Below are 21,954 nucleotides of genomic sequence, written 5' to 3' on the forward strand. Positions count from 1 at the left end.
TCATCGCTGCGCAGGTCGCAGGCAAGGATGCAGGGCTGAAGGTGTTGTGCGACATTGATAGTCTCCGGTGGATGGCTGGAGCTTACTTCAGCCATGGCGAAGGATTCAAGCTCATTCTTGACGTGGGGAGGATGCAATGACTTTGTACCTGCGGGCGGCTGTCGATCAGGATCTGCGTTTCGCCCGAGACCTTACTCGGCGAGCGATGCTGCCTTACTACGGCCGTCACGATCTGTTGTGGCTGGACGAGGGTTTCGATCAGGCCTGGCATTGGCGCGACAACCGATTGATCTGTCGCGACGCCGTGCCGCTGGGCTACATCAGTCTGTCCAGGGATGCCCATGCACTGTTCATCCGCGAGGTGCATCTGTTGCCGGTGCATCGTGGTCAGGGCGTGGGCCACTGGGTGCTCGAGCAGGTGATGCAGCAAGCACGTAGTGAACGCTTGCCGCGGGTGCGTCTGATGGTGTTCAAGGACAACCCCGCGCAGCGGCTCTATGGCCGCCACGGTTTCGAGGTGGTGGGGGAGCAGGACAGTTTCCTGCGCATGGAGTACGTGCTGCCCAGCCCCGCCCGTTGACCATGTGCGGTCAGCGCTGGCCGTTCTCCAGTGCAGCGCTGATGGTGCCCAGTTTCATGCCCAGCAATACGGCGACCCGGTGCGCCTCGCCACGCCGCCCCTTCTTGCGTCCTGCCAACACCTGATAGGTGGTGGCAGGGTCCACGCCGTGCTCGCGCGCAAACTCTTGTACCGATTTCCCTTGCTGATCGAGCCAGGCTCTGGCTTGTGCGGCAGTCCGTATACCATGCATAGTTCAAGTCCGTTTTAGAGGGTTCAAAGTAGTTTTATTTCGCACCGTTTCGGGTGTTTCGATAAAGGATTATACATTCAAATGACTGGAATCGGTCCCCGACTAAGGGAAGAGCGCGAGCGTTTGGAGCTCACGCAACGAGAGTTTGGCCAGGTGGGTGGTGTCGAACCCAATGCGCAGGGCAAATACGAAAACGGCGAAAGATCACCACGGGCCGATTACTTGGCTGCCGTTTCGACGATAGGCGTCGACGTTCTCTACGTCGTGCTGGGCCGCCGGACGCCATTGGCCGAGCAGGCTCTCAGCGGCCGAGAAGAAAAAGTCCTAGAGACATATCGGACGCTTCCTACTTCCGGCCAAGCCGTCTTGAGCAATCTGGCCAGCAGCCTGGCCGAGATGGCGGCGAACTATTCAACGCGCAGTACGGTCCAGAAAAAAACACGGGCGAGAAATACCCCGGACTGATCTTCCGCACCGACGCCCCACGCCATATTCATGACGCTTTGAGCTAGGTCCGAGGCGGCAATGTTTGGTAATGTGGCAGCATTCCCCGAGACCACTATTACGAGGTGTCCGTTTGATTCGGGTTCTAGTAGTCGACGATCACGACCTGGTCCGTACCGGTATTACCCGCATGCTGGCCGATATCGACGACCTGCAGGTCGTGGGACAGGCAGAGTCGGGCGAGGGGGCGTTGCAGTATGCTCGCGATCTCAAGCCGGACGTGGTGCTGATGGACGTCAAGATGCCCGGTATCGGTGGTCTCGAGGCGACTCGCAAATTGCTGCGCAGCCATCCCGACATAAAGGTGGTGGCCGTCACTGTCTGCGAGGAAGACCCATTTCCGACGCGCCTGCTGCAAGCCGGTGCCGCCGGTTACCTGACCAAGGGGGCAGGGCTGGCCGAAATGGTCCAGGCGATTCGCCTGGTGTTCGCCGGCCAGCGTTACATCAGTCCGCAGATTGCCCAGCAATTGGCCCTCAAGTCGTTCCAGCCGCAGACCAGTAATTCGCCGTTCGATCTGCTGTCCGAACGGGAAATCCAGATTGCCCTGATGATCGTCGGCTGCCAGAAAGTCCAGATCATCTCAGACAAGCTGTGCCTGTCGCCAAAAACGGTCAACACCTACCGCTACCGGATCTTCGAGAAGCTCTCCGTGACCAGCGATGTGGAATTGACCCTGCTGGCGGTGCGGCATGGCATGGTAGACACCAACCTTTGACCATGACTGCTGCATTCGATCCCAGTGCCTTTCTTGCCACCTGCAGCGGACGTCCGGGCGTGTACCGGATGTTCGACGACGCCATGCGCCTGCTTTACGTGGGCAAGGCCAAGAACCTCAAGAAACGCCTGGCGAGCTATTTTCGAAAAACCGGCCAGGCGCCCAAGACCGCTGCCCTGGTGGGCAAGATCCAGCAGATCGAAACCACCATCACGGCCAACGAAACCGAGGCGTTGCTGCTCGAGCAGACCCTGATCAAGGAGTGGCGGCCGCCCTATAACATCCTGCTGCGCGATGACAAATCCTATCCGTACGTGTTTCTTTCCGACGGCGAGTTTCCGCGACTGAGCATCCATCGCGGCGCCAAGAAGGCCAAGGGTCGCTACTTTGGTCCCTATCCGAGCGCAGGCGCCATTCGCGAGAGCTTGAGCCTGTTGCAGAAGACCTTCTTCGTTCGCCAGTGCGAGGACAGCTACTTCAGAAACCGCACGCGCCCGTGCCTGCAACACCAGATCAAGCGCTGCAAGGCGCCGTGCGTGAGGCTCGTGGAGGCGCCTGAATATGCCGAGGACGTGCGCCATTCGGTGATGTTCCTGGAAGGGCGCAGCAACCAGTTGACCAACGAGCTTTCTGCCAGCATGGAGAAGGCGGCGATGGACCTGCAGTTCGAAGAGGCCGCGCAACTGCGCGACCAGATCGGCCTGCTGCGGCGCGTCCAGGACCAGCAGAGCATGGAAGGCGGCAGCGGCGACGTCGACGTCATCGCTGCCTTCGTCAACCCGGGCGGCGCGTGCGTACACCTGATCACCGTGCGCAGCGGCCGGGTGCTGGGCAGCAAGAATTTCTTCCCGCAGGTGGGTATCGAAGAAGAAGTCGCCGAAGTCATGTCGGCGTTTCTCTCGCAATACTACCTGGGCAGCTCCGAGCGCGACTTGCCGAGCGAGTTGATCGTCAACGTCATTCCCGAAGACCACGAAGCGTTGCTCGATGCCCTCGATACTTTGCGTGGCCGTGAATTGAGCCTCAGCCATCGCGTGCGCGGCACCCGCGCACGCTGGCAGCAGCTGGCCGTGACCAACGCCGAGCAGGCGCTGGGTGCACGGCTCGCCAATCGCCAGCACGTGGCCGCGCGGTTCGACGCGCTGGCCGAGGTGCTGAACCTGGACGAGCCACCGCAGCGGCTGGAATGCTACGACATCAGTCACTCCAGCGGCGAAGCCACCGTGGCGTCGTGCGTGGTGTTCGGGCCCGAAGGGCCGATCAAGTCGGATTACCGCCGCTACAACATCGAAGGCGTCACCGCAGGCGATGACTATGCGGCCATGCACCAGGCCCTGATGCGCCGCTTCAGCAAGATCAAGGCAGGCGAGGGCAAGCTGCCCGACGTGCTGCTGGTGGACGGCGGCAAGGGCCAGTTGAACATGGCCCGTGAAGTGCTGAACGAACTGGCCATCCCCGACCTCATCCTGCTCGGCGTGGCCAAGGGCACGACCCGCAAGGCCGGCTTCGAAACGCTGTACCTTAACGATGTAGCCCACGAATTCACCCTCAAGGGCGACTCGCCGGCGCTGCACCTGATCCAGCAGATTCGTGACGAAGCCCACCGTTTTGCGATTACCGGTCACCGCGCGCGACGTGGCAAGACACGTCGCACCTCGACCCTGGAAGGGGTTGCAGGCGTGGGCCCCAAGCGTCGCCGCGAGTTGCTCAAGCATTTCGGCGGGCTGCAGGAAATCGCCCGCGCCAGTGTCGAGGAAATCGCCAAGGCACCGGGAATCAGTAAAAAGCTGGCAGAGTCGATTTATGCAAACCTGCACAGCGAGTAGAATGCCATCTCACCTTGCAGCCAGTTGTGCCGATGAATATCCCTAACTTGCTTACCGTACTGCGCGTCCTGCTGATACCGTTCTTCATATTGCTGTTCTATCTGCCCTACCATTGGAGCTACATGGCAGCCAGCACCGTGTTCGCTATAGCGGCGGCAACCGACTGGCTGGACGGCTACCTGGCCCGCCGTTGGGAGCAGAGCACACCATTCGGTGCGTTCCTCGATCCGGTGGCCGACAAGCTCATGGTGGCGGTGGCCCTGGTGCTGCTGGTGCAGGAACATGCCAACTTCTGGCTGACCCTGCCGGCGGCGATCATCATCGGTCGCGAAATCGTCGTCTCCGCGCTGCGCGAATGGATGGCCGAGATCGGCGCACGTGCCCAGGTCGCAGTGTCCAACATGGGCAAATGGAAGACCGCCGCGCAGATGCTGGCTTTGGTCATCCTGCTGGCCAACCCCAAGGCGGCCACCTTCTGGGTCATCCTGGGCTACGCCCTTTTGCTGGTCGCCGCCGCACTGACCTTGTGGTCCATGCTGCAATACCTGCGCGCCGCCTGGCCGCACTTGCGCATCACAGCCGAGAAGAAATAAAACTATTTTTGAATCAAGGGCTTGACGGGTGTCGCCGATTAGATAGAATGGCGCCCGTCAACACGATGCGGGAATAGCTCAGTTGGTAGAGCACGACCTTGCCAAGGTCGGGGTCGCGAGTTCGAGTCTCGTTTCCCGCTCCAGTTTGTTTGCGTGCAGCAGTTTCTTGCTTCACGTTTGGGGCCGAGTAGCAAAGTGGTTATGCTGCGGATTGCAAATCCGCCTACGCCGGTTCGATTCCGACCTCGGCCTCCATCATCGAGAACCCCGCAGATTAACGTCTGCGGGGTTTTTCTTTGGGCGGTCGAAAAGGCATGTGTTCCAGAACTTCTGGGGATGTGTTCCAGAACCATTCTTCGACAGCTCCGCGATTGCGTTGACTCGTCGGTAGATCTTCTTGGCGATTTCGCGCCGCTGAGACATAGCCTCAAGCATCGAATTCAAATCATTGCTGGCGCTCAAGAATCTTTATCCGATCCAGCGGTCAGTTACTCCCGACGTACACTGTGTGTTGCCATTTACGGCAGCCCGACTGATAAAACTAATGGGGAGCTGCTGAGGCGTGAGTGAATTAAGTATCTGGCTGGAAGCCATTATTCTGGGGTTGGTCCAGGGACTGACCGAATTCTTGCCGGTATCCTCCAGCGCGCATTTGCGCATTATCGGACCATTGTTACCCTCTGGCGGCGACCCAGGCGCTGCGTTTACCGCCATCACCCAGCTGGGCACCGAAGCAGCAGTGCTGCTGTACTTTCGCAAGGACATCCTGCGCATTGCCATGGCTTGGATCAAGTCGCTGGCTGACGCCTCTTACCGCAGCCATCCGGACGCCAGAATGGGCTGGCTGATCATCATCGGCACCTTGCCGATCTCGATCCTTGGACTGCTGTTCAAGGACTATATCGAAGGAAGCCTGCGCAATCTTTACCTCACGGCAACCATGCTCATCGTGTTCGCGCTGATCTTGGCCGCAGCGGACAAGATGGGGCGCAAGGAGCGCAAGCTCGATCAACTGACCTGGACCCATGGCCTGGTTTTCGGCTTTGCCCAGGCGCTGGCCCTGATTCCGGGCGTATCACGCTCAGGCGGCACCATCACCGCCGGGCTGATAATGGGCTACACACGTGAGGCTGCAGCGCGTTATTCATTCCTGCTGGCGGTGCCGGCGGTGATCGCTTCGGGCTTCTACCAGCTGTACCGCAGTTGGGGTGAATCCAGCACTTTCTCCGGCGGCCCAACATTGCTGGCAACGATCATTGCGTTCGTCGTCGGCTACGGGGTGATCGTGGTCTTCCTCAAGCTGGTTTCGACCAAGAGCTACATGCCATTCGTGTACTACCGCATCGCGCTTGGCCTGGGCGTCATCGGGCTTCTGAGCATGGGCGCGCTCAGCGCTGTGTGACTTGTTGCGACGCGCAGGATGCGCCCTCGCTTCAAGCTGGCAAAGCTATGTGGTTCAATGGAAATAAATCAGGAGGATCCGTTATGGGCAAGAATGCCAACAAGCCTTTCTACATCGCCGCTGTCCCTTTGCTTGCAGTCGGTTGCGTCTTTGCCGCGCTTGGCGCATCGGGTCAGGAAGCGTTCGGATGGACAGCAATCGGGCTGCTCGTGCCCGGCATCGTCATGCTGATCACAGGCGCCATGCGTAGGCGTCGAGCTGCCTGACAGTTCATCGGACAGCCCGTGCAGTCAGAACGGCGTGGGCTGTCGTCAGAAGTCCCATCGGGTGGTGATCATCACGTTCCTGGGCTCGCCATAGACGGCCGAGTTATAGAAGCCGATGTTGGTGTAGTAGTACTTGTCGAACAGGTTGTTGAGGTTGACCGTGGTCGATAACGTCGGGGTGATCTGGTACTTGGCCATGAGGTCCACCACCCAGTATTGCTTCTGGGCGAAGGTTTCGTAGGTATCGCGTGGCGAATTCCAGATCTCTTGCCACGCCTTGCTCTGCCAGCGTCCACCGCCGCCCACTGTCCACTGGTCGAGCGTACCGGGCAGATTGTAGGTAGTGAACAAGGTGAACTGGTTTTCCGGCTCGAACGTCGAGATTTTCACGCCGCTGTCGTCGCGTACCACTTTGTGGGTAAAGCCGGCCTGCATTTGCCAGCCTTGCGCCAGCTCCCCGGAGACTTCGAGTTCAAAGCCCTTGGTTTGCGCATCGGTACCCTTGAACGCGTAGTTGGAAGGCGTGGGCGTAAGGTTGTTGTAGTCGTCATCGGGCACTGACCGATTGCTTTCCTTGACTTCAAAGTAGGCCAGGCTGGCATTCAGCCGGCCTTCGAAAAATTCGCCCTTGATCCCTACTTCGTAGTTCTCGCCTTCGTCGGGCTCGAGCAACTTGCGGTTTCGATCCAAGTTGTAGGAATCCTGTGCAATGAAGATGTCGGTGTAGCTGGCATACACCGACAACTGCTCGTTCAGGTCGTAGACCGTGCCGGCATAGGGGATCAGCCGACCGCTTTCACGATAGGTGTCGTTATTGCCTGTCACGGTGTAGTTGACCAGGCGCCCACCGAGGATGAAATGCAGATCGTCGGTCGCGTTCAAGCGCGTGGTCAGGTAGACGCCGGTCTGCCGAACGACATCGTCGCTAATCTGCTGCGCGGTACCCCAGGCCGGTTTGTCGACGTTGCCGTGCCAGTTGAAGAAGTCGAGCTGGTTGCCGTTGGGATAGGTCACATCCCAGAAGCCCTTGCCTTGCCAATGCGACTTGCTGATCGAACCGCCCAGAACCACCTCGTGTTCGCGGCCCAGGAACTGGAAAGGACCGCTGACATAGGCATCGGCTGAATCGCTGCTGGTTTCGCCACGGTAGCGCTGGCCATTGAGCCGGGCCGTGCCGTCGACGGCTGGGGTATCGCCCTGGATCGAGCCCAGTTGTGCGTCATAGCCGTTGATCTTGTGGTCCAGTTGCAACTTGGTTACCCAACCATCGCCGAACTGGTGCTCCAACGTCGCGAATACCGTGCGCGTGTATTGCTTCCAGCTGCTCCAGTCGGCGGCATTGCTGAAGGAGCGCTTGACGTCGTTGCGCTCGCCGGCGGCGTTGAGCAAAGGAAAACTGCCAGACCAGGTCGAGCCGCGCGGGTCATTGTTCTGGTAGTCGCCGCCCACGGTCAGCAAGGTATCCGGGGAAAGATCGAACTCGAGAATGCCGTAGTACACCTCGGCCTGGCTGCCGTAGCGGTCCATGAAGGAATTCTTGTCCTGATAGGCCGCCACGGCACGCCCGCGTACGTTGCCGGTCGGCGTCAGCGATCCGCTGACGTCGACTTCGCTGCGGTAGTTGTCCCACGAGCCCGCGCCCAGGCTCAGATGCCCCTGGAAATCGGTGGTGGGCTTCTTGCGGATCAAATTGATCGTGGCACCCAGCGAGCCTGCACCCACCAGCAGGCCGGGTGACCCCTTGAGCACTTCGATGCGGTCGTAGACCGCCATGTCGCTGAGCGAGTTACCGGCCGAATAGCCGACATTGCGTACCGCAGATGGAATGCCATCGTACTGAAAGTTGTTGATCGAGAAACCGCGAGCGTAGTAGTTGGAGCGATCACTGTCATAGGCCGAGACGGTAATGCCTGGGGTGTGCCGCATCACGTCGTCGACATTGTCCAGCGCGAAGTCATCCATGTGCTGACGGGTGACGACGGTGACCGACTGCGGTGTCTGCCTGGGGCTCAGTACCAGCCGGGTGGCCGTGGCGATCAGGCCGGGTGTGTAGGAGCCGGTGCCTTCGGTGATATTGCCCAGTTGGTTGCCGGTGATCTGGGTTGGCGCCAGGTCGAGCCCGACACCGGCGGTCGTCAGGGCAATCAGGACGAAACCATCGCCCTGTTTCACGGCGCCGATTCCGCTGGCGCCCAGCAGCTCATCCAAGGCCTGGTCGGTACTGAATCGACCGTGCAATCCTGGGCTGCGCTTGCTGTCCAGCAGTTGCGGATCGAACACGATGGTCACACCGGTGCTGCGGCTGAGCTCGGTCAGGGCGCTGTCCAGGCTGCCCGGCTGGATATCGATCTGTTGCAGGTCGGCTGCCTGCACCGCAGAGGCGGCGATACCGGCAAGGCTCCAGCAGATCACGGCAGGGAAGACGGTTCGACCTAACAGGTGAGGGTGGAGGCGAGGCGAGGGGCGCTGGGTCACTTTGAGGATCTCGAACGGATTGAGTGAGGCATTCACTGAGCTATGCCGTCCCAGACTCGAAATCCCATCACTGCACCACGTTTTTTCACGCAGCCGAGCCGACGCGGGACCAATAGCGAGTAATCGCTCGTACGTGCAGGCCATGGGCGCGGGCGATCAGCGCCACCGACTGATCGGGGTGCAAGGTACTGAAGTTACCGCTGACAGGCAGCGTGGCAATGCGTTGTTCCCAGTTCAGGTAACCGGCCCGGTAGCGTGACAGCTCGCCGAGCACCTGTGCCAATGGCAGGTTTCGAACGATCAGCATGCCGTTGCGCCAAGCACCGTGGTCGGGGGCAGGCCCGGGTGTGCGCCGCAGCGCTGAGTGACTGACGAGCCACTGCTCTCCTGGGTGCATCTCGAGCGCTGCGTGCCCGGCACTCGCCTCCAGCTTGACGGTGCCCTCGGCGATTGTCAGGCACGTGTGGTCCCCGAACAGCCTGGCTTCGAAGCGTGCATGAAGCGCATCCACCCGGCAGTGCGGCGTTGTCAGCTGCAGGGGCAAACCACTGCCGGCTGTTGTCACACCCATCTCGCCGCGCAACAGGGTGACGCGTTGCACGCCTTCGAGGTCGGCTTTCACCGCGCTGTCGGTGTTGAGTTCGAGCAAGGTGCCACTGGGAAGTGTCCAGCGACGGAATTCCCCCGTGCGGGTGCTGTAGTCGGCGAGCAGGCGTTGCCAGGGCGCGTACCGTTGGGTGCCACAGCCAATCGCGGCGGTGCCTGAACCCAGCACCAGCAGCTTAAGCAGTTGCCGCCGCTGCAGGCGTCCGGTGGGTAGTCGGTTCAGGGCGCTCATCGCGGCACTGGCGGGCAGCCGCGCAAAGGGCTCATTCAAGCCTTGCAGGCGTTGCCAGGCCAGGGCATGCCGGGCATCGGCCGCCAGCCAGTGCTGGAAGGCGTCGTGGGTCGCCGCGTCGGCTGTGTTGAAGCTGATCTTGAGCGACCAGTCGATGGCCGCATCGAGTATCTGCGGCGACACCAGGGTACATGGCGTGCTCACTGCGTTTCCTGCGCGAAGGTTGCGGTGTAGCAAGCGCGCAGTGCCTGGGCGAGGTAACGCTCAACGCTTGGCACGGATACCCCAAGCTCCCTGGCGATGGCGGGACACTTCAATCCTTCGAGCTGGGCGAGCAGGAAAGCCCGGCGCACGATGGGGCGCAGGCTGTCCAGCAGGCAGTCGATGGCCACCAGCGCCTCGATCACCAGAAGTCCCGTTTCAGGAGAGGGGGCCTGTTCGCAGGGCAGTTCCGCCAGCGTTTCCAGCCAGGCCCTTTCGATATCCCGACGCCGCCACAGGTCGATGACCAGACCCCGGGCCACCGTTCGCAGGTAGGCACGCGGCTGCTCCATGGTTTGCACGGTACGACGCTGCAGCAAGCGCACAAAGGTATCCTGCGCCAGGTCGGCGGCGTCGGCGGTATTGCGCAATCGGCCATACAACCACGCCCGGAGCCAAGAATGGTGATCCTGATAGAGTCTTTCCAAGCCTGGGCCGGTGTGCGAAAGGTGCATGCAGGATCTCGCGGAGCATCAGATGATAAAGTCTCGCATTATCATCTGACGACCCGCAGTTTGAAACCTGCGATTTGAATCTTCGGCTCTTCGCCGGCAGATCCAGGAAAACTGATCCCTGACCAGAACAGCGGACGCAGTGAAAGACCGCACGCGCCCGACCGCTGGTGCAACCCGACGACCGTTCATTCCATTGGCGCCAAACTAATGCCCCACAATAATGGCACTAAGATATCATGGGGCAGTCTAGTAAAATTCTGAATCATATTTTCCGGTGCCCCATGCAAGCCGTTCAAGCTCAACCGGCTCATTCCCCCGAACCGCACACCATGGCACTGGTCGAAGAGGCCATCGCAAGCGGCGTGGGTGGTCTGACGTTCGACCGTGAACTGGAGCGTCGCTACGAGGCCGATACCCAGCGCCAGCGCCTGCAGTTCCTGACGTCCACCGGTATCTGCGGTGCAGTGATCTACAACCTGTTCCTGATCAGCGACTGGTTGGCCCTCGAAGATGTGTTCGCCTATGTGGCTGTAGGGCGCCTGCTGCTGATCACCCCAATGATCATTGCCATCCTGCTGCTGGCCCAACGCCTGACCTCACGTCGAGCGCTGGAGACGGTGTCGGCGCTGGCCACGGTATTGTCCTCGTTGATGCCGCTGGTGGTGATGATCTACAGCGACAGTCCCTATCGCCTGCACTATCAGTTAGGCATGCTGTTGCTGATGGTGTATTGCACGATGATTCAACAGTTACCGTTTCGCTTCGCGGTGGCTGCCATGGCCAGCATGCTCGGCATCCAGTTGCTGACCACTCACATCGCGGGATTCATGGACCCGGTGACGTGGCGCGCCAATGCCTTCTTGTACGGCTCAACAGTGGTGCTGTTGCTGATGGCTTCGTATTTCCTCGAGCGTGCGAGCCGACTCAGCTATCTGTTTGCCTTGCGCGGGCGCCTGCTGGAAGTGCAACTGACCGAAATGGCCCGCACCGACCCACTGACTCAACTGTTCAACCGTCGGCACCAGGGCGATGTCACCGCCCAGCTGTGGCAGGCAGCAGGGACTGAAGCGACCTGCGTGACGGCGATCCTCATCGACATCGATCACTTCAAGCTCTACAACGACAGCTATGGCCACCTGCAAGGGGACAGCTGTCTCAAGCAGGTCAGTGCAACCATCAAGGAGTTGGCCCGGCAATCCAATGCCATGCCGTTCCGTTTCGGTGGCGAGGAGATGCTGGTGTTGCTGGTGGGGGCCGATAGCCAGCAGGCCAGGCAGTTGGGGCAGGACCTGTGCACGGCGGTCGCGGACCTGGGGCTTGCCCATCCCGCTCTGGGCGCCGGGGCACGCGTGACCATCAGCGTGGGAATAGCGATGGGCATCGCGCCCTACGTCACGGCGCACAACCTGATAGGTGCTGCCGACAAGGCCCTGTACGCCGCCAAGAACGCCGGGCGCAACTGCCTGCGGCAGGCTCCTTTCGAAGGCAGCGCGGCGGCTTGAACGGCAACCTGAACGGTCACTTCTGCAACGCCTGCAGGCGTGCCTCCTTGGCGTCGTCGAAAATCATGTACAGCGCCTCGATATCGGCCGGCTTGAGTTTGCGCGACTGTTCGAGTCCCAGGATCAGGGCAATTTCAAGCGCGCCTTCGCGCTCTACATCCGCTTTGGTGCTGGCGGCATTCAACGCGCGGACCAGGCCATTGACCGAGCCTCGTACGTCCTTGGGCAGTTTCAGTAGATCCAGTCGTTCCTGCGGCATGTGACGCTCTCCAGCAAAATAGGGGTGGTCGGTGGTCATTCCACCTGTGCTCAGCGCGTCAATTCGTGGCCGTACGGTACGCGGAAGCCCGACGCATTGCGATGACCGCCACCGCCGAACTGTTTGGCGACTTCCGACACGTCCATGCCTTCATCGGTGCTGCGCAACGAAAACGAGCGACCCTTGGGGCCATCCGAGTAGCACGCGGCAAACGGCTCGCCCTGGGTCATGATGTTGCCGGCATCGCTGGCGAACAATGAGGGTATGTTGGCCACCGGCACGTCGTGACCGCCGATCGACATTCGCCGCGCGGTGGCGCGCAGCAGATCGGCCACGGTTTTCTGTCGCTGCCGTTCGATCGCAATGCCGTCCGCCAACAGCGTCTCGACGGGCGCAGCCATCAGCGCATCCCACACGGCAAACTCCTGCGGATAACTGAACAGATTGGACAGCACTTCGCGCGTGCCCGGCAGGTTGAACCGCCACAGGTCGCGGTCCTCGATGTGATCGATCAGGGCAGGGCGCGGCTGGCCGGCGAAGAAGTAGTCCCAGGCCAGGCCGGCACCCGAGCGGCTCATGTCAAACAGGGCGTGCACGTTGCCGCCTTCTGCCTGTTCACCAAAGGCTGCGGCCGGCGGCACCTGGAGCAGGTCGGCCTGGGCGGTCTTGTGGTGATCGAGCACGAGGATCGAAAGGGCTTGGGCGGCCATCGCCATGAGCGTCTGGTAATCGTAGGCGAAGTCGACGATGAACACATGCCTGCCGGTGACATCGGGTGGCGGCTGGCCGTGTCCTGCGGCATGAAATTCGACATCGGGCCCGAGCGCCTTGCGCACTACCCAGGCTGCGCCGAAGCCGTCGGCACAGTTTCCGTGGTAGATGCAAACCGTGGTTGTAGGGGCTGCGATCATGTAAGGCTCCGGAAATCGACGGGTATTGCAGGCGGGCATTCTAAGCGATTGCGGGGCCCTGCGCGTGACTGCCAGCGCCGAACCGTTCAATGTCCGGCGACCGTCCATCGCCACAGCGAAGTATTTCGCCGGCCCCGGCAGTCATTGTCATTTCAAGCAGTGCATTTCACACAGGCACTTTATCGTGGAAAAAAATATGTCGATTTCAACGTCCAGCCCGGATCAGCGTCACCATGCGATGCAGGCGTTGCTCGAGGAATTTTCGTTGCGCGGGGTCGACATGCAAGCGGTTGCCGAAGCGGCGAAGCTCAGGCTCCTGGGCAGCCCGCAGTTGTGCCTGCTGCCTGCCGACTATCGCGTCCAGTGCGCCAAGGCGGTTGACGAGCTGATGGACCAGGCTACCCCCTCGCAATCCTGAACCTGCGCTTTTGCTCGGCCGTGTGGCCTCCCGCTAACTCGAGGTAATTGCAGCCATGGTCGAACTCGCCGATGACCTTTACCAGCAGATGGCGCAGGCCCCTTATCTGGTACTGACCGGGGCAGGCATCAGTACCGCGTCCGGCATTCCCGATTATCGCGATAGCGACGGGGTCAGGCGGGGCAGCGCACCGATCATGCATCAGGATTTCATTGCCAGCCCCGCCACGCGCAAGCGCTACTGGGCCCGGGCGATGGTGGGCTGGCGTGGTGTGCACCAGGCCACGCCCAACCCGGCTCACCAGGCGCTGGCAGCACTGCAGGGGCAGGGCCTGATCAGCGGGGTGATCACCCAGAATGTCGACGGGCTGCACGATGTGGCTGGCAGCCGCAACGTCGTCGAACTCCATGGCAACCTGCACCGAGTGGTCTGTCTGGATTGCGGCATGCGACTGCGGCGCGACGATGTGCAGTTGCTGCTCGAAGAGCAGAATCCTTACCTGCAGGACGTGCATGCGGTACTCGCGCCTGATGGTGATGCACAACTGGCAGCGCGCTTTCTCGAGGCATTCCGCATGCCCCATTGTCCTTGCTGTGGCAGCGATCTGCTCAAGCCTGACGTGGTGTTCTTTGGCGGAGGCGTCGAACCGGAGCAGGCTCGGGCCGCGTGGAAGGCAGTGGAAGCGGCGCCTGGCATGCTGATCGTCGGCACATCACTGATGGCCTATTCGAGCTTTCGCCTGTGTCAGGAGATGTCTCGCCAAGGCAAACGCCTGCTGGCGATCAACATGGGCCGCACTCGCGCCGATGGACTGCTCAGCATCAAGGTCACGCAGCCGTGCGAGCAGGTTCTGCCCCAGATAGCGCAAAGGCTGGTCCAGGGCAGCCAGTCGTCAACCTAACGCGGTATCCATGAACATCATTACCGCGAACCCCAGCATCAGGCCCAGCGTTGCCGGGGTCTGGTGACCATTGCGGTGGGTTTCAGGAATCACTTCGTGAGACACCACGAAAATCATGGCACCAGCGGCCAGTCCCATGCTGATCGGGTAAGACAGCGCGAACCCGCTCGACAGCCCAAGGCCCACCATCGCACCCAGCGGTTCCATCAGGCCAGAGCCCATCGCCACCAAGGCAGCCTTGCCCGCGCTGAGCCCCGTCGCCCGCAATGACATGGCCACGGCCAGGCCTTCGGGAATGTCTTGCAACAGGATTGCGCTGGTCAGAGGGATGCCGACCGCAAGGTTGCCGTCGGACAGGCTCACGCCGATGGCCATGCCTTCAGGCAGGTTGTGCAAGGTAATGGCCAGAACGAACAGCCACACCCGGTGAATTCGTTCGGAGTTCGGGCCGTGTCTGCCCGCGTTTTCATGCTCGTGGGGAATGACCTTGTCCAGCGCCAGCATCAAGCCCACGCCAAGCCCCAGGCCGAGGATCACCACCAAGGCGGCGACGGCGGGGCTGTCTGTATGGGTATTGGCGGCTGCCAGGCCTGGCAGCAACAGCGAGAAGGTACTGGCCGCCAGCATCATGCCGCCGGCGAAGCCAAGCATCACGTCCTGTACCTTGGAGGATATTTCCCTCAGTGCCAGGGCGATCAATGCGCCCAGGGCAGTCGCTGCAAAGCCACCGGTGCCACCCAGCAGTGCATACCAGGCATGTTGACGGTCGGCGTGCAGCAGGGCATTGACGATGCTCCATACCACCACCACCGCACTGACGGCCAGAAGCAGGCCGGTGAGGGTCCATAACCAGGGTTTGTCGCGAAAACGCTGTGGCCAGCTGTCGTTGGTGGCGGTGTTGGAAGGCATAGGTCTCTCTGGAAATTGCTGCGGGCTTAAGCATGGACCCGAATAAGCGACAGGGGTTGCGCTGCATGTGAATGGGCATTGTAGGAAAAATCTTTTTTTAACTGCATCCAAATGCCCCGCTGATGAGTAGTACCTACAGCAGCTACACAAGGCGCTGCCGGTTCGATCACTCTTATGGAGCTTACGACATGAACAGCACACACCGTTTCTGCCTGGCCAACGTCCTCTTTGCCGCCACCTTCGCCCTGGCCACCACTGCCCACGCGCAGATGGATCTGCCTGCTCCGGTTCAGGTTCCGGCTGGCAACAAGGTCGCGATGGAAACCGTCGGCATGGGCGAAATCACTTATGAATGCCGTGACAAGGCCAATGCCGCTGGCCAGACAGAGTGGACGTTCGTTGGTCCCAAGGCCGTTCTCAATGATCGCTCCGGCAAGCAAGTAGGCACCTATTTCGGCCCGCCCGCCACCTGGCAGTCGGCAGACGGCTCCAAGGTGACCGGCACTCAGGTTGCTGTCGCACCGGCCGGTGACGGCAATCTGCCTTACCAGTTGGTCAAAGCCAATCCGGTCGAAGGCAAGGGCGCCATGCAGGGCGTGACCTACATCCAGCGCACCGCACTCAAGGGCGGCGTTGCCCCGACCAGCGCGTGTACCACCGCGCAGAAGGGTCAGAAAGAAATCGTCAAATACCAGGCCGACTACATTTTCTGGTCCGCCAAGTAAAAGTCGTATAGACACAGCGCGCGGAACGGCAAGTCCGCGCGCCTGGTCTACACTGCCGAGCGAGCTTCATTCTCCCACTTGCCATGGCGGTCTTTCTTGTCCTTGCCGGAAAATCCATTCGATTACGAAGTTGCCCTGCAGAACTGTGCCCGTGGCGATCGCCAGGCACTGCACGGCTTGTATCAGCGCGAAGGCGGGCGCCTGTTGGCCGTGGCTCTGCGCATTGTCGGCGATCGAGCGTTGGCCGAAGATATCGTCCACGATGCGTTCCTGCGGATCTGGACGCAAGCCGCCAGTTTCGACGCGCAGCGAGGTTCGGCGCGGGGGTGGATGTTCACCATTACCCGGCACCTTGCGCTCAACCACATTCGCAGCAACGCGCGGTTGCGCGGGCTGAACGAGGACGATCTGCAGTCGTTGTTCACCGACGAAGCCGCAGATGCGGCACTGGGCAGTGCGCGGATCGACGGGTGCCTGGAGCAACTGGAGCCGCAGCGACGCCAGTGCCTGTACCACGCTTATCTGGATGGCTACACCCATGCCGAGATCGCCCAGCGGCTGGAAACGCCGCTGGGCACGGTCAAGGCGTGGATCAAGCGCAGCCTGGCATCACTGCGTGAGTGCATGGGATGAGCGAACGAAGCGAGACGGTAGAGCCCATGAATACTGAAGAACTGGCCAGCGAGTATGTGCTGGGAACGCTCGATGCAGCGCGGCGGGCAGAAGTCGAACGGCGACTGCCCACTGACCTAGAACTGCGCGCGGCCGTCGATGCATGGGAAGCGCGCCTGTTGCCACTGGCTGAACGCGTCACGCCTGTGCAGACGCCGGCGACGCTGTGGCCACGGATCCAGCGCAGCCTCGACGGCGCAGGCGCGCAGCCGATCCCGATTTGGTGGAATCGCCTGGGTGTCTGGCGCGGGTTGGCGGGCGCCGGGCTGGCGGCGACGCTGGTGCTGGGCGCGTTGTTGTTCAACGTTCGCGCGCCGGTGCCGGGTCCAGCCTATGTCGTCGTGCTCATCGCGCCGCAGGACAAGGCGCCAGGTTGGGTGGTGCAGGCCAGTGACTCGAGGGAGGTCCAGCTGATTCCGTTGAACGATACGGCGGTGCCGGCTGACCGCGCCCTGCAGTTCTGGACCAAGGCCGACAGCTGGCAAGGTCCTGTCTCGCTGGGTCTGGTGGAACCGGGGCAGAGCGTACACGTAGCCCTGGACAAGCTTCCGCCGCTGGAGAACAACCAGTTGTTCGAGCTGACCCTGGAGCCCAAGTCAGGCTCGACGACAGGCAGGCCAACCGGCCCAATCCAGTTCATCGGTCGTGCGGTCAAGGTGATATGACCCGTAACCGGGCTGCTTAAGGGCGCATGCGCTCTTCTTGGCAGTCCGGCCCGCCCATGTCGAACTCGCGACAGATCAACGGGCGATTCAGGTAGATACTGCAGCTCATGGAGCGTCGGTCCAATGCGGCACACCACCCATCGTCCAGGCGCGACATGGTTTCCGAACCCCATTCGTCCACTTCAATGAAGCGCTCCGGTACGCCGGTGTCGGTGATCAGCATGACTTCCAGGCGACAGCACTTGGCGGCGCAGCGGTCACAGCTGATGGAGGGGTCGATGTCGCTGGTCACAGCGATGTCATGCAGCGCAATCAAGGGCAGTGCCTGGCAGGAAATGATCGGCGCAGCGTACCGGTAGTTGCGCCATTTCACAAAGCAAGCCGTGCACCTTCAGGCTCAAGGCGACGGATTGCAGGTCAGGCTGCCTTTGAAGACTTGCGCTTGCGCTTGTTTTTCCACGGCGTCGCGCCTTTTGGCGCAGGACCGCTGATGACCATGCGCAACCCGGCGCAACGCTCCACCAGCTTGCTCATCCAGGCCGATTGTTTGGCGACGAAGGTTTCCAGCGACATCTCACCGCTCTGCACCATGTCCAGCGCCTGCTCCCAGATGGCAGTGGTGCCCGGGTCGGCGATGGCTCGAGGTACCGCGTCGATCAGACTGAAGGCGGCGGGTGCCGCCGCCAGTGCCTTGCCCTGCTTGGTCAGGTAGCCGCGATCCAGCAGGCCCTGGATGATGCCGGCGCGGGTGGCCTCGGTGCCGATCCCGGTGGTGTCCTTGAGTTTCTGCTTCAGGCGCGGGTCTTCGACCAGCTTGGCGACGTTTTTCATCGCCTTGATCAAATCACCTTCCGTGAAGGGTTTCGGGGGTTGGGTCCACAGGTCCTTGAGCTTCACGTCACGTACCACGCAGCGCTGGCCCTCGATCAGCCGCGGCAATGGCTGTGGAGCCGGCGCTTCGCGACCCTTGGCAGCGCCGAGCGCCTGCGGTATGGCGCGCTTCCAGCCGGGTTCGACCACCTGCTTGCCGACCGCGCGCAACGCCTGACCGCTGCAGTCGAAGTCGGCCTGGGTGCGGTCGTATTCGTGATTGGGCAGAAACTGCGCCAGGTAGCGGGCGCGGATCAGGGTATACACCGCGCGGTACTTGCCCTGCAGCTTGTCGGGCGTTGCCGCGACCGCGGTTGGAATGATGCCGTGGTGGGCGCCGACCTTGGCGTCGTTCCAGGCGCGTGAGCGCCGCTGCGCATCGAGGTGGGGGAGCAACGCTGCCAGCTCGGGGTCGGCGCGGCCCAGGGCTGCAATGATCGCTCTGGCATCACCGTGCTGGCTGACCGGCAGGTAGCCGCAGTCGCTGCGTGGATAGGTGATGACCTTGTGGGTTTCATACAGTGCCTGCGACACGTCCAGGGTTTCCTGTGCCCCCAGCCCGAGCTTCTTCGAGCAGACCTCCTGCAAGGTGCCCAGGTCGAAGGGCAGGGGGGCGGCCTCCTTGACGCGCTCGGTACGCAGTTTGCGCAGCGTTGCGTGGCTTGCCTGGCTGAGCGCTGCAGCGGCCTGCTGCGCCAGCGCCTGGTTGAGGCAGCGTCCTTGATCGTCGCAACGGTCTGCTGGCGGTATCCACTGCGCCGTGAACTCGGTCTGTTCGCCGAGCAGTTGCACATCGATGGCCCAATAGGCGGCGGGGACGAAATCGGCGATGCTTCGGTCGCGGTCCACCACCAGGCGCAGGGTCGGGGTTTGTACCCGCCCCACGGGCAACACGCCCTGGTACCCCGCCTGACGGCCGAGCAGGGTGAACAGCCGGCTCATGTTCATGCCGATCAACCAGTCGGCCCGCGAGCGCCCCAGGGCGCTGTGATACAGGGAGAACGTCTCGGCGCCCGGCTTGAGAGCCGCCAGCGCCTTGCGAATCGAGGCGTCGTCCAGGGCCGACAGCCACAGCCGCTGCACCGGCCCGCGGTAGCGACAGTGATCGACGAGCTCGCGGGCGATCATTTCGCCTTCGCGGTCCGCGTCCGTTGCGATCACCAGCGCCTGGGCTTCACTCAACAAGCGCTTGACCGCCTTGAACTGGCTGGCCGTCTTGCGTTTCACCTGCATTTTCCATTGCTGCGGGATGATCGGCAGATCGGCCAGCACCCAGCGCTTGTAGCGCGCGTCGTAGGCGTCGGGCGGCGCGGTTTCCAGCAGGTGCCCGATGCACCAGGTCACCGTGACGGCATTGCCGATCCAACAGCCATCACCGCGGCGCGTGGCGCCCAGCACCTTGGCGATGTCTTTAGCCTGGGAAGGTTTTTCGCAGAGAAACAGCCGCATAGGTACCTTGATGAAGAAGCCGTGCAGAGCCGTAGCATGCCAGACGTATCAAGACAGGCAAGCTTTATGTGTATGGATGTACAGTTTATGATGTTGCTTCATATGAGCTCGGCCTGCAGCCGCCGCGCCTACTTTCCTCGTTAAAGGCCCGCCGCCGTGACCCCACAACAGGGTTTCATCCTGACGCGACATTGGCGCGACACCGCCGAAGGCACCCAGGTCGAACTGTGGCTGGCGACCGATGCCGGGCCGCGGCTGGTACGCCTGCCGCTCCAGCCTTCGGTCGCCTTCCTGCCGAGACTGCAGCAGGAACACGCGCGGCGTCTGCTCGAAGGCGAGGTCGGTGTGGAGCTCAAACCGCTGGCGCTGCGCGATTTCGACCAGCAACCTGTCTCAGGCCTGTATTGCCGGCAGTACGGCCAGTTGCAACGTCTGGAAACCATGCTCAGGCAAGCCGGCATAGCAGTGTACGAGGCTGACATTCGTCCACCGGAGCGTTACCTGATGGAGCGCTTCATTACGGCGGCCGTGGGCTTCGATGGACAACTGCAAGCCGACGGCCAATACCACGAGGCCAGGCTCAAGCCGGCGTCGGCCTACCGTCCACAGCTACGGCTGGCGTCGCTGGACATAGAAACCACCGCCCAGGGTGAGTTGTACTGCATCGGCATCGAAGGCTGTGGCCAACGTGATGTGTTCATGTTGGGACCGCCCAACGGCGATGCGCGCACGCTGGATTTTGCCCTGCATTACCGGCAGAGCCGGGTGGAACTGCTGCAAAGCCTGAATGCCTGGTTCGCCGAACACGACCCGGACGTGATCATCGGCTGGAACGTCGTGCAGTTCGACTTGCGCGTCCTGCACGAACACGCCAGACGCCTCAACGTACCCTTGTTGCTGGGCCGCGGTGGCGCGGAGATGACCTGGCGCGAACACGGCAGCGGCAGCGACCACTATTTCGCTGGCGCGCCGGGCCGGCTGATCATCGACGGGGTCGAAGCGCTGCGTTCGGCGACCTGGACCTTTCCCTCGTTCAGTCTCGAAAACGTGTCGCGGACTCTGTTGGGCGAGGGCAAGGACATTTCCACGCCGTACCAGCGCATGGACGAAATAAACCGCATGTTCGCCGAGGACAAACCGGCCCTGGCGCGCTACAACATCAAGGATTGCGTGCTGGTCACGCGGATCTTCGCCAAGACGCAACTGCTCACCTTCCTGCTCGAACGCGCCAGCGTCACCGGCTTGCCAGCGGACCGCAGCGGTGGCTCGATCGCCGCCTTCACCCATCTGTATCTGCCGGCGATGCATCGCCAGGGGTTCGTAGCGCCCAATATCGGCCAACGCCCACCCGAGGCCAGCCCAGGCGGTTTCGTCATGGAGTCACGGCCCGGCCTGTACGAGTCGGTGCTGGTGCTGGACTACAAGAGCCTGTATCCATCGATCATTCGCACGTTCCTGATCGACCCGGTAGGTCTGGCGGAAGGTCTGGCCAACCCAGACGATCAACACTCGGTTCCAGGCTTTCGCGGCGCGCGCTTTTCACGTACGCGGCATTGCCTGCCCGCCATTGTCGCCAGCGTCTGGAAGGGGCGCGAGACGGCCAAGGCGCAGGGCAACGCGCCGCTGTCGCAGGCGCTGAAGATCATCATGAACGCGTTCTACGGTGTTCTGGGGTCCAGTGGCTGTCGCTTTTTCGACACACGCCTGGCGTCGTCGATCACCCTGCGCGGCCACGAGATCATGCGCCGTACCCGCGAGCTGATCGAGGCACGCGGTTACCAGGTGATCTACGGCGACACCGACTCCACGTTCGTCTGGCTCAACAGCGCCCACGACGAAGTCGAGGCCAGCCGCGTCGGCAAGGAGCTGGTGGCCGAGGTCAACCTTTGGTGGGGGCAGCATCTTCAGCGTGAATATGGATTGAACAGCGCTTTGGAACTGCAGTTCGAAACCCATTTTCGGCGGTTCCTGATGCCGACCATCCGGGGTGCGGAAGAAGGCAGCAAGAAGCGCTATGCAGGATTGGTCAGACGCGCCGACGGCCAGGACGAGATGGTCTACAAAGGACTGGAAAGCGTTCGCACCGATTGGTCGCCGCTGGCCCGTGAGTTCCAGAAGTCGCTGTACTCGAGAATTTTCCACTATCAGGGTTATCAGTCGTATGTTCGCGATTACGTGAAACGAACCCTGGCAGGTGAGCTGGACGATTTGCTGGTCTACCGCAAGCGACTGCGCAGGCCCTTGCACGACTATCAGCGTAACGTGCCGCCTCACGTTCGAGCGGCGCGCATCGCCGATGAACACAACCGCTCTACGGGGCGGCCCCTGCAGTATCAGCGCGGCGGCTGGATCAGCTACGTCATGACGGTGGCGGGGCCCGAACCTCTGGAAGTACGAGATTCAGCCATTGACTACGACCATTACCTGACCCGGCAGCTGCAACCCATTGCCGATGCGATCCTGCCGTTCGTCGACGACGACTTCAACACGCTGATCGGTGGCCAGCTGGGTCTGTTTCAGTAG

23 protein-coding genes and 2 tRNA genes are annotated in these 21,954 nt (G+C 61.7%); 16 read left to right on the plus strand and 9 right to left on the minus strand.

The genetic code is table 11. The features are described from left to right. Positions 1-136 precede the first annotated feature (136 nt). Entirely contained in the window at positions 137-580 is a 444-nt protein-coding gene (locus IFU31_RS13875; protein WP_192055543.1) for a GNAT family N-acetyltransferase, read from the plus strand. A gap of 10 nt (positions 581-590) precedes the next feature. Here IFU31_RS13875 and IFU31_RS13880 read toward each other — a convergent pair whose 3' ends face one another. Next, positions 591-812 carry a DNA-binding protein gene (locus IFU31_RS13880; RefSeq protein ID WP_122477415.1) on the minus strand — a complete coding sequence of 74 codons (222 nt, stop codon included), beginning with the start codon at positions 810-812 and terminating at the stop codon, positions 591-593. A gap of 81 nt (positions 813-893) precedes the next feature. On the opposite strand from IFU31_RS13880, the gene IFU31_RS13885 reads away from it, so the two are divergent. From IFU31_RS13885 to IFU31_RS13920, 8 genes are all read left to right on the plus strand, one after another. Then, positions 894-1,277 carry a helix-turn-helix domain-containing protein gene (locus IFU31_RS13885; protein WP_192055541.1) on the plus strand — a complete coding sequence of 128 codons (384 nt, stop codon included), beginning with the start codon at positions 894-896 and terminating at the stop codon, positions 1,275-1,277. 112 nt (positions 1,278-1,389) lie between these two features. Continuing rightward, on the plus strand, positions 1,390-2,034 hold the full coding sequence (gene gacA, locus IFU31_RS13890; RefSeq protein ID WP_122477418.1) for a response regulator transcription factor GacA: 645 nt from the start codon (positions 1,390-1,392) through the stop codon (positions 2,032-2,034). Between the two features lie 2 nt (positions 2,035-2,036). Continuing rightward, entirely contained in the window at positions 2,037-3,860 is a 1,824-nt protein-coding gene (uvrC, locus tag IFU31_RS13895; protein WP_122477420.1) for an excinuclease ABC subunit UvrC, read from the plus strand. A gap of 32 nt (positions 3,861-3,892) precedes the next feature. After that, the gene (gene pgsA / locus IFU31_RS13900) at positions 3,893-4,453 is read left to right on the plus strand and encodes a CDP-diacylglycerol--glycerol-3-phosphate 3-phosphatidyltransferase (RefSeq protein ID WP_122477422.1); all 561 of its coding nucleotides are present in this window, start codon (positions 3,893-3,895) and stop codon (positions 4,451-4,453) included. A gap of 67 nt (positions 4,454-4,520) precedes the next feature. Continuing rightward, positions 4,521-4,596, plus strand: a tRNA-Gly gene (locus tag IFU31_RS13905). Positions 4,597-4,634: 38 nt separating this feature from the next. After that, a tRNA-Cys gene (locus IFU31_RS13910) sits at positions 4,635-4,708 on the plus strand. A gap of 307 nt (positions 4,709-5,015) precedes the next feature. Further along, the gene (locus IFU31_RS13915; protein WP_264381358.1) at positions 5,016-5,855 is read left to right on the plus strand and encodes an undecaprenyl-diphosphate phosphatase; all 840 of its coding nucleotides are present in this window, start codon (positions 5,016-5,018) and stop codon (positions 5,853-5,855) included. An 83-nt stretch (positions 5,856-5,938) separates the two neighbouring features. After that, complete coding sequence (locus IFU31_RS13920) at positions 5,939-6,121, plus strand: hypothetical protein (RefSeq protein ID WP_122477426.1); 183 nt, start codon at positions 5,939-5,941, stop codon at positions 6,119-6,121. 45 nt (positions 6,122-6,166) lie between these two features. On the opposite strand, the gene IFU31_RS13925 is transcribed toward IFU31_RS13920, so the two are convergent. From IFU31_RS13925 to IFU31_RS13935, 3 genes are read right to left on the minus strand one after another with little or no spacing between them, the layout of a single operon-like run. After that, positions 6,167-8,632 carry a TonB-dependent siderophore receptor gene (locus IFU31_RS13925; protein ID WP_446731037.1) on the minus strand — a complete coding sequence of 822 codons (2,466 nt, stop codon included), beginning with the start codon at positions 8,630-8,632 and terminating at the stop codon, positions 6,167-6,169. Between the two features lie 49 nt (positions 8,633-8,681). Beyond that, positions 8,682-9,638: a FecR domain-containing protein gene (locus IFU31_RS13930; protein WP_192103306.1), complete on the minus strand. Its 957-nt coding sequence runs from the start codon at positions 9,636-9,638 to the stop codon at positions 8,682-8,684. Beyond that, on the minus strand, positions 9,635-10,150 hold the full coding sequence (locus tag IFU31_RS13935) for a sigma-70 family RNA polymerase sigma factor (RefSeq protein ID WP_122477431.1): 516 nt from the start codon (positions 10,148-10,150) through the stop codon (positions 9,635-9,637). The genes IFU31_RS13930 and IFU31_RS13935 overlap by 4 nt, the downstream gene beginning before the upstream one ends. Positions 10,151-10,431: 281 nt before the next feature. On the opposite strand from IFU31_RS13935, the gene IFU31_RS13940 reads away from it, so the two are divergent. Next, positions 10,432-11,652, plus strand: coding sequence for a GGDEF domain-containing protein (locus tag IFU31_RS13940; RefSeq protein WP_192103308.1), 1,221 nt, complete (start codon positions 10,432-10,434; stop codon positions 11,650-11,652). 16 nt (positions 11,653-11,668) lie between these two features. On the opposite strand, the gene IFU31_RS13945 is transcribed toward IFU31_RS13940, so the two are convergent. Both IFU31_RS13945 and IFU31_RS13950 read right to left on the minus strand, forming a co-directional pair. Then, complete coding sequence (locus IFU31_RS13945; RefSeq protein ID WP_122477434.1) at positions 11,669-11,911, minus strand: hypothetical protein; 243 nt, start codon at positions 11,909-11,911, stop codon at positions 11,669-11,671. Between the two features lie 50 nt (positions 11,912-11,961). After that, positions 11,962-12,822, minus strand: coding sequence for a DHH family phosphoesterase (locus tag IFU31_RS13950; protein WP_192103309.1), 861 nt, complete (start codon positions 12,820-12,822; stop codon positions 11,962-11,964). A gap of 196 nt (positions 12,823-13,018) precedes the next feature. Here IFU31_RS13950 and IFU31_RS13955 point away from each other — a divergent pair, with 196 nt between their 5' ends. Both IFU31_RS13955 and IFU31_RS13960 read left to right on the plus strand, forming a co-directional pair. Then, positions 13,019-13,240 (plus strand): hypothetical protein, encoded by a 222-nt coding sequence (locus IFU31_RS13955; RefSeq protein ID WP_122477437.1) that lies wholly within the window; start codon positions 13,019-13,021, stop codon positions 13,238-13,240. A gap of 55 nt (positions 13,241-13,295) precedes the next feature. Further along, positions 13,296-14,141, plus strand: a complete 846-nt coding sequence (locus IFU31_RS13960) for an NAD-dependent protein deacetylase (protein ID WP_192055532.1) — start codon at positions 13,296-13,298, stop codon at positions 14,139-14,141. Here IFU31_RS13960 and IFU31_RS13965 read toward each other — a convergent pair. Further along, positions 14,133-15,050, minus strand: a complete 918-nt coding sequence (locus IFU31_RS13965; RefSeq protein WP_192103311.1) for a ZIP family metal transporter — start codon at positions 15,048-15,050, stop codon at positions 14,133-14,135. The two genes, IFU31_RS13960 and IFU31_RS13965, sit on opposite strands and share 9 nt — an antisense overlap. Before the next feature lie 188 nt (positions 15,051-15,238). Between IFU31_RS13965 and IFU31_RS13970 the strand changes: the two genes are divergently transcribed. The 3 genes from IFU31_RS13970 to IFU31_RS13980 all read left to right on the plus strand — a co-directional run bounded on the left by IFU31_RS13970 (position 15,239) and on the right by IFU31_RS13980 (position 17,112). Further along, entirely contained in the window at positions 15,239-15,775 is a 537-nt protein-coding gene (locus IFU31_RS13970) for a DUF3455 domain-containing protein (protein WP_185793126.1), read from the plus strand. A 96-nt stretch (positions 15,776-15,871) separates the two neighbouring features. Then, positions 15,872-16,408 carry a sigma-70 family RNA polymerase sigma factor gene (locus IFU31_RS13975; RefSeq protein WP_192103313.1) on the plus strand — a complete coding sequence of 179 codons (537 nt, stop codon included), beginning with the start codon at positions 15,872-15,874 and terminating at the stop codon, positions 16,406-16,408. Between the two features lie 26 nt (positions 16,409-16,434). Then, the gene (locus IFU31_RS13980; RefSeq protein WP_192103315.1) at positions 16,435-17,112 is read left to right on the plus strand and encodes an anti-sigma factor; all 678 of its coding nucleotides are present in this window, start codon (positions 16,435-16,437) and stop codon (positions 17,110-17,112) included. Between the two features lie 16 nt (positions 17,113-17,128). Here the strand turns inward: IFU31_RS13980 and IFU31_RS13985 are convergent, their stop codons facing one another. Further along, positions 17,129-17,419, minus strand: coding sequence for a YkgJ family cysteine cluster protein (locus IFU31_RS13985; RefSeq protein ID WP_192103543.1), 291 nt, complete (start codon positions 17,417-17,419; stop codon positions 17,129-17,131). 110 nt (positions 17,420-17,529) lie between these two features. Then, positions 17,530-19,431, minus strand: coding sequence for a DNA topoisomerase III (locus IFU31_RS13990; RefSeq protein WP_192103317.1), 1,902 nt, complete (start codon positions 19,429-19,431; stop codon positions 17,530-17,532). A gap of 156 nt (positions 19,432-19,587) precedes the next feature. On the opposite strand from IFU31_RS13990, the gene IFU31_RS13995 reads away from it, so the two are divergent. Continuing rightward, positions 19,588-21,954: a DNA polymerase II gene (locus IFU31_RS13995; RefSeq protein WP_192103319.1), complete on the plus strand. Its 2,367-nt coding sequence runs from the start codon at positions 19,588-19,590 to the stop codon at positions 21,952-21,954.

This window comes from Pseudomonas sp. CFBP 13602, from assembly GCF_014842725.1.
Classification (GTDB): Bacteria; Pseudomonadota; Gammaproteobacteria; order Pseudomonadales; family Pseudomonadaceae; genus Aquipseudomonas; species Aquipseudomonas baltica.

Excerpts from the sequence above, each read along its gene's own strand:
- IFU31_RS13875 (WP_192055543.1), top strand. The coding sequence starts at position 137 with ATGACTTTGTACCTGCGGGCGGCTGTCGATCAGGATCTGCGTTTCGCC.
- IFU31_RS13880 (WP_122477415.1), bottom strand. The coding sequence starts at position 812 with ATGCATGGTATACGGACTGCCGCACAAGCCAGAGCCTGGCTCGATCAG.
- IFU31_RS13885 (WP_192055541.1), top strand. The coding sequence starts at position 894 with ATGACTGGAATCGGTCCCCGACTAAGGGAAGAGCGCGAGCGTTTGGAG.
- uvrC (WP_122477420.1), top strand. The coding sequence starts at position 2,037 with ATGACTGCTGCATTCGATCCCAGTGCCTTTCTTGCCACCTGCAGCGGA.
- pgsA (WP_122477422.1), top strand. The coding sequence starts at position 3,893 with ATGAATATCCCTAACTTGCTTACCGTACTGCGCGTCCTGCTGATACCG.
- IFU31_RS13920 (WP_122477426.1), top strand. The coding sequence starts at position 5,939 with ATGGGCAAGAATGCCAACAAGCCTTTCTACATCGCCGCTGTCCCTTTG.
- IFU31_RS13935 (WP_122477431.1), bottom strand. The coding sequence starts at position 10,150 with ATGCACCTTTCGCACACCGGCCCAGGCTTGGAAAGACTCTATCAGGAT.
- IFU31_RS13940 (WP_192103308.1), top strand. The coding sequence starts at position 10,432 with ATGCAAGCCGTTCAAGCTCAACCGGCTCATTCCCCCGAACCGCACACC.
- IFU31_RS13945 (WP_122477434.1), bottom strand. The coding sequence starts at position 11,911 with ATGCCGCAGGAACGACTGGATCTACTGAAACTGCCCAAGGACGTACGA.
- IFU31_RS13950 (WP_192103309.1), bottom strand. The coding sequence starts at position 12,822 with ATGATCGCAGCCCCTACAACCACGGTTTGCATCTACCACGGAAACTGT.
- IFU31_RS13955 (WP_122477437.1), top strand. The coding sequence starts at position 13,019 with ATGTCGATTTCAACGTCCAGCCCGGATCAGCGTCACCATGCGATGCAG.
- IFU31_RS13960 (WP_192055532.1), top strand. The coding sequence starts at position 13,296 with ATGGTCGAACTCGCCGATGACCTTTACCAGCAGATGGCGCAGGCCCCT.
- IFU31_RS13965 (WP_192103311.1), bottom strand. The coding sequence starts at position 15,050 with ATGCCTTCCAACACCGCCACCAACGACAGCTGGCCACAGCGTTTTCGC.
- IFU31_RS13970 (WP_185793126.1), top strand. The coding sequence starts at position 15,239 with ATGAACAGCACACACCGTTTCTGCCTGGCCAACGTCCTCTTTGCCGCC.
- IFU31_RS13980 (WP_192103315.1), top strand. The coding sequence starts at position 16,435 with ATGAATACTGAAGAACTGGCCAGCGAGTATGTGCTGGGAACGCTCGAT.
- IFU31_RS13990 (WP_192103317.1), bottom strand. The coding sequence starts at position 19,431 with ATGCGGCTGTTTCTCTGCGAAAAACCTTCCCAGGCTAAAGACATCGCC.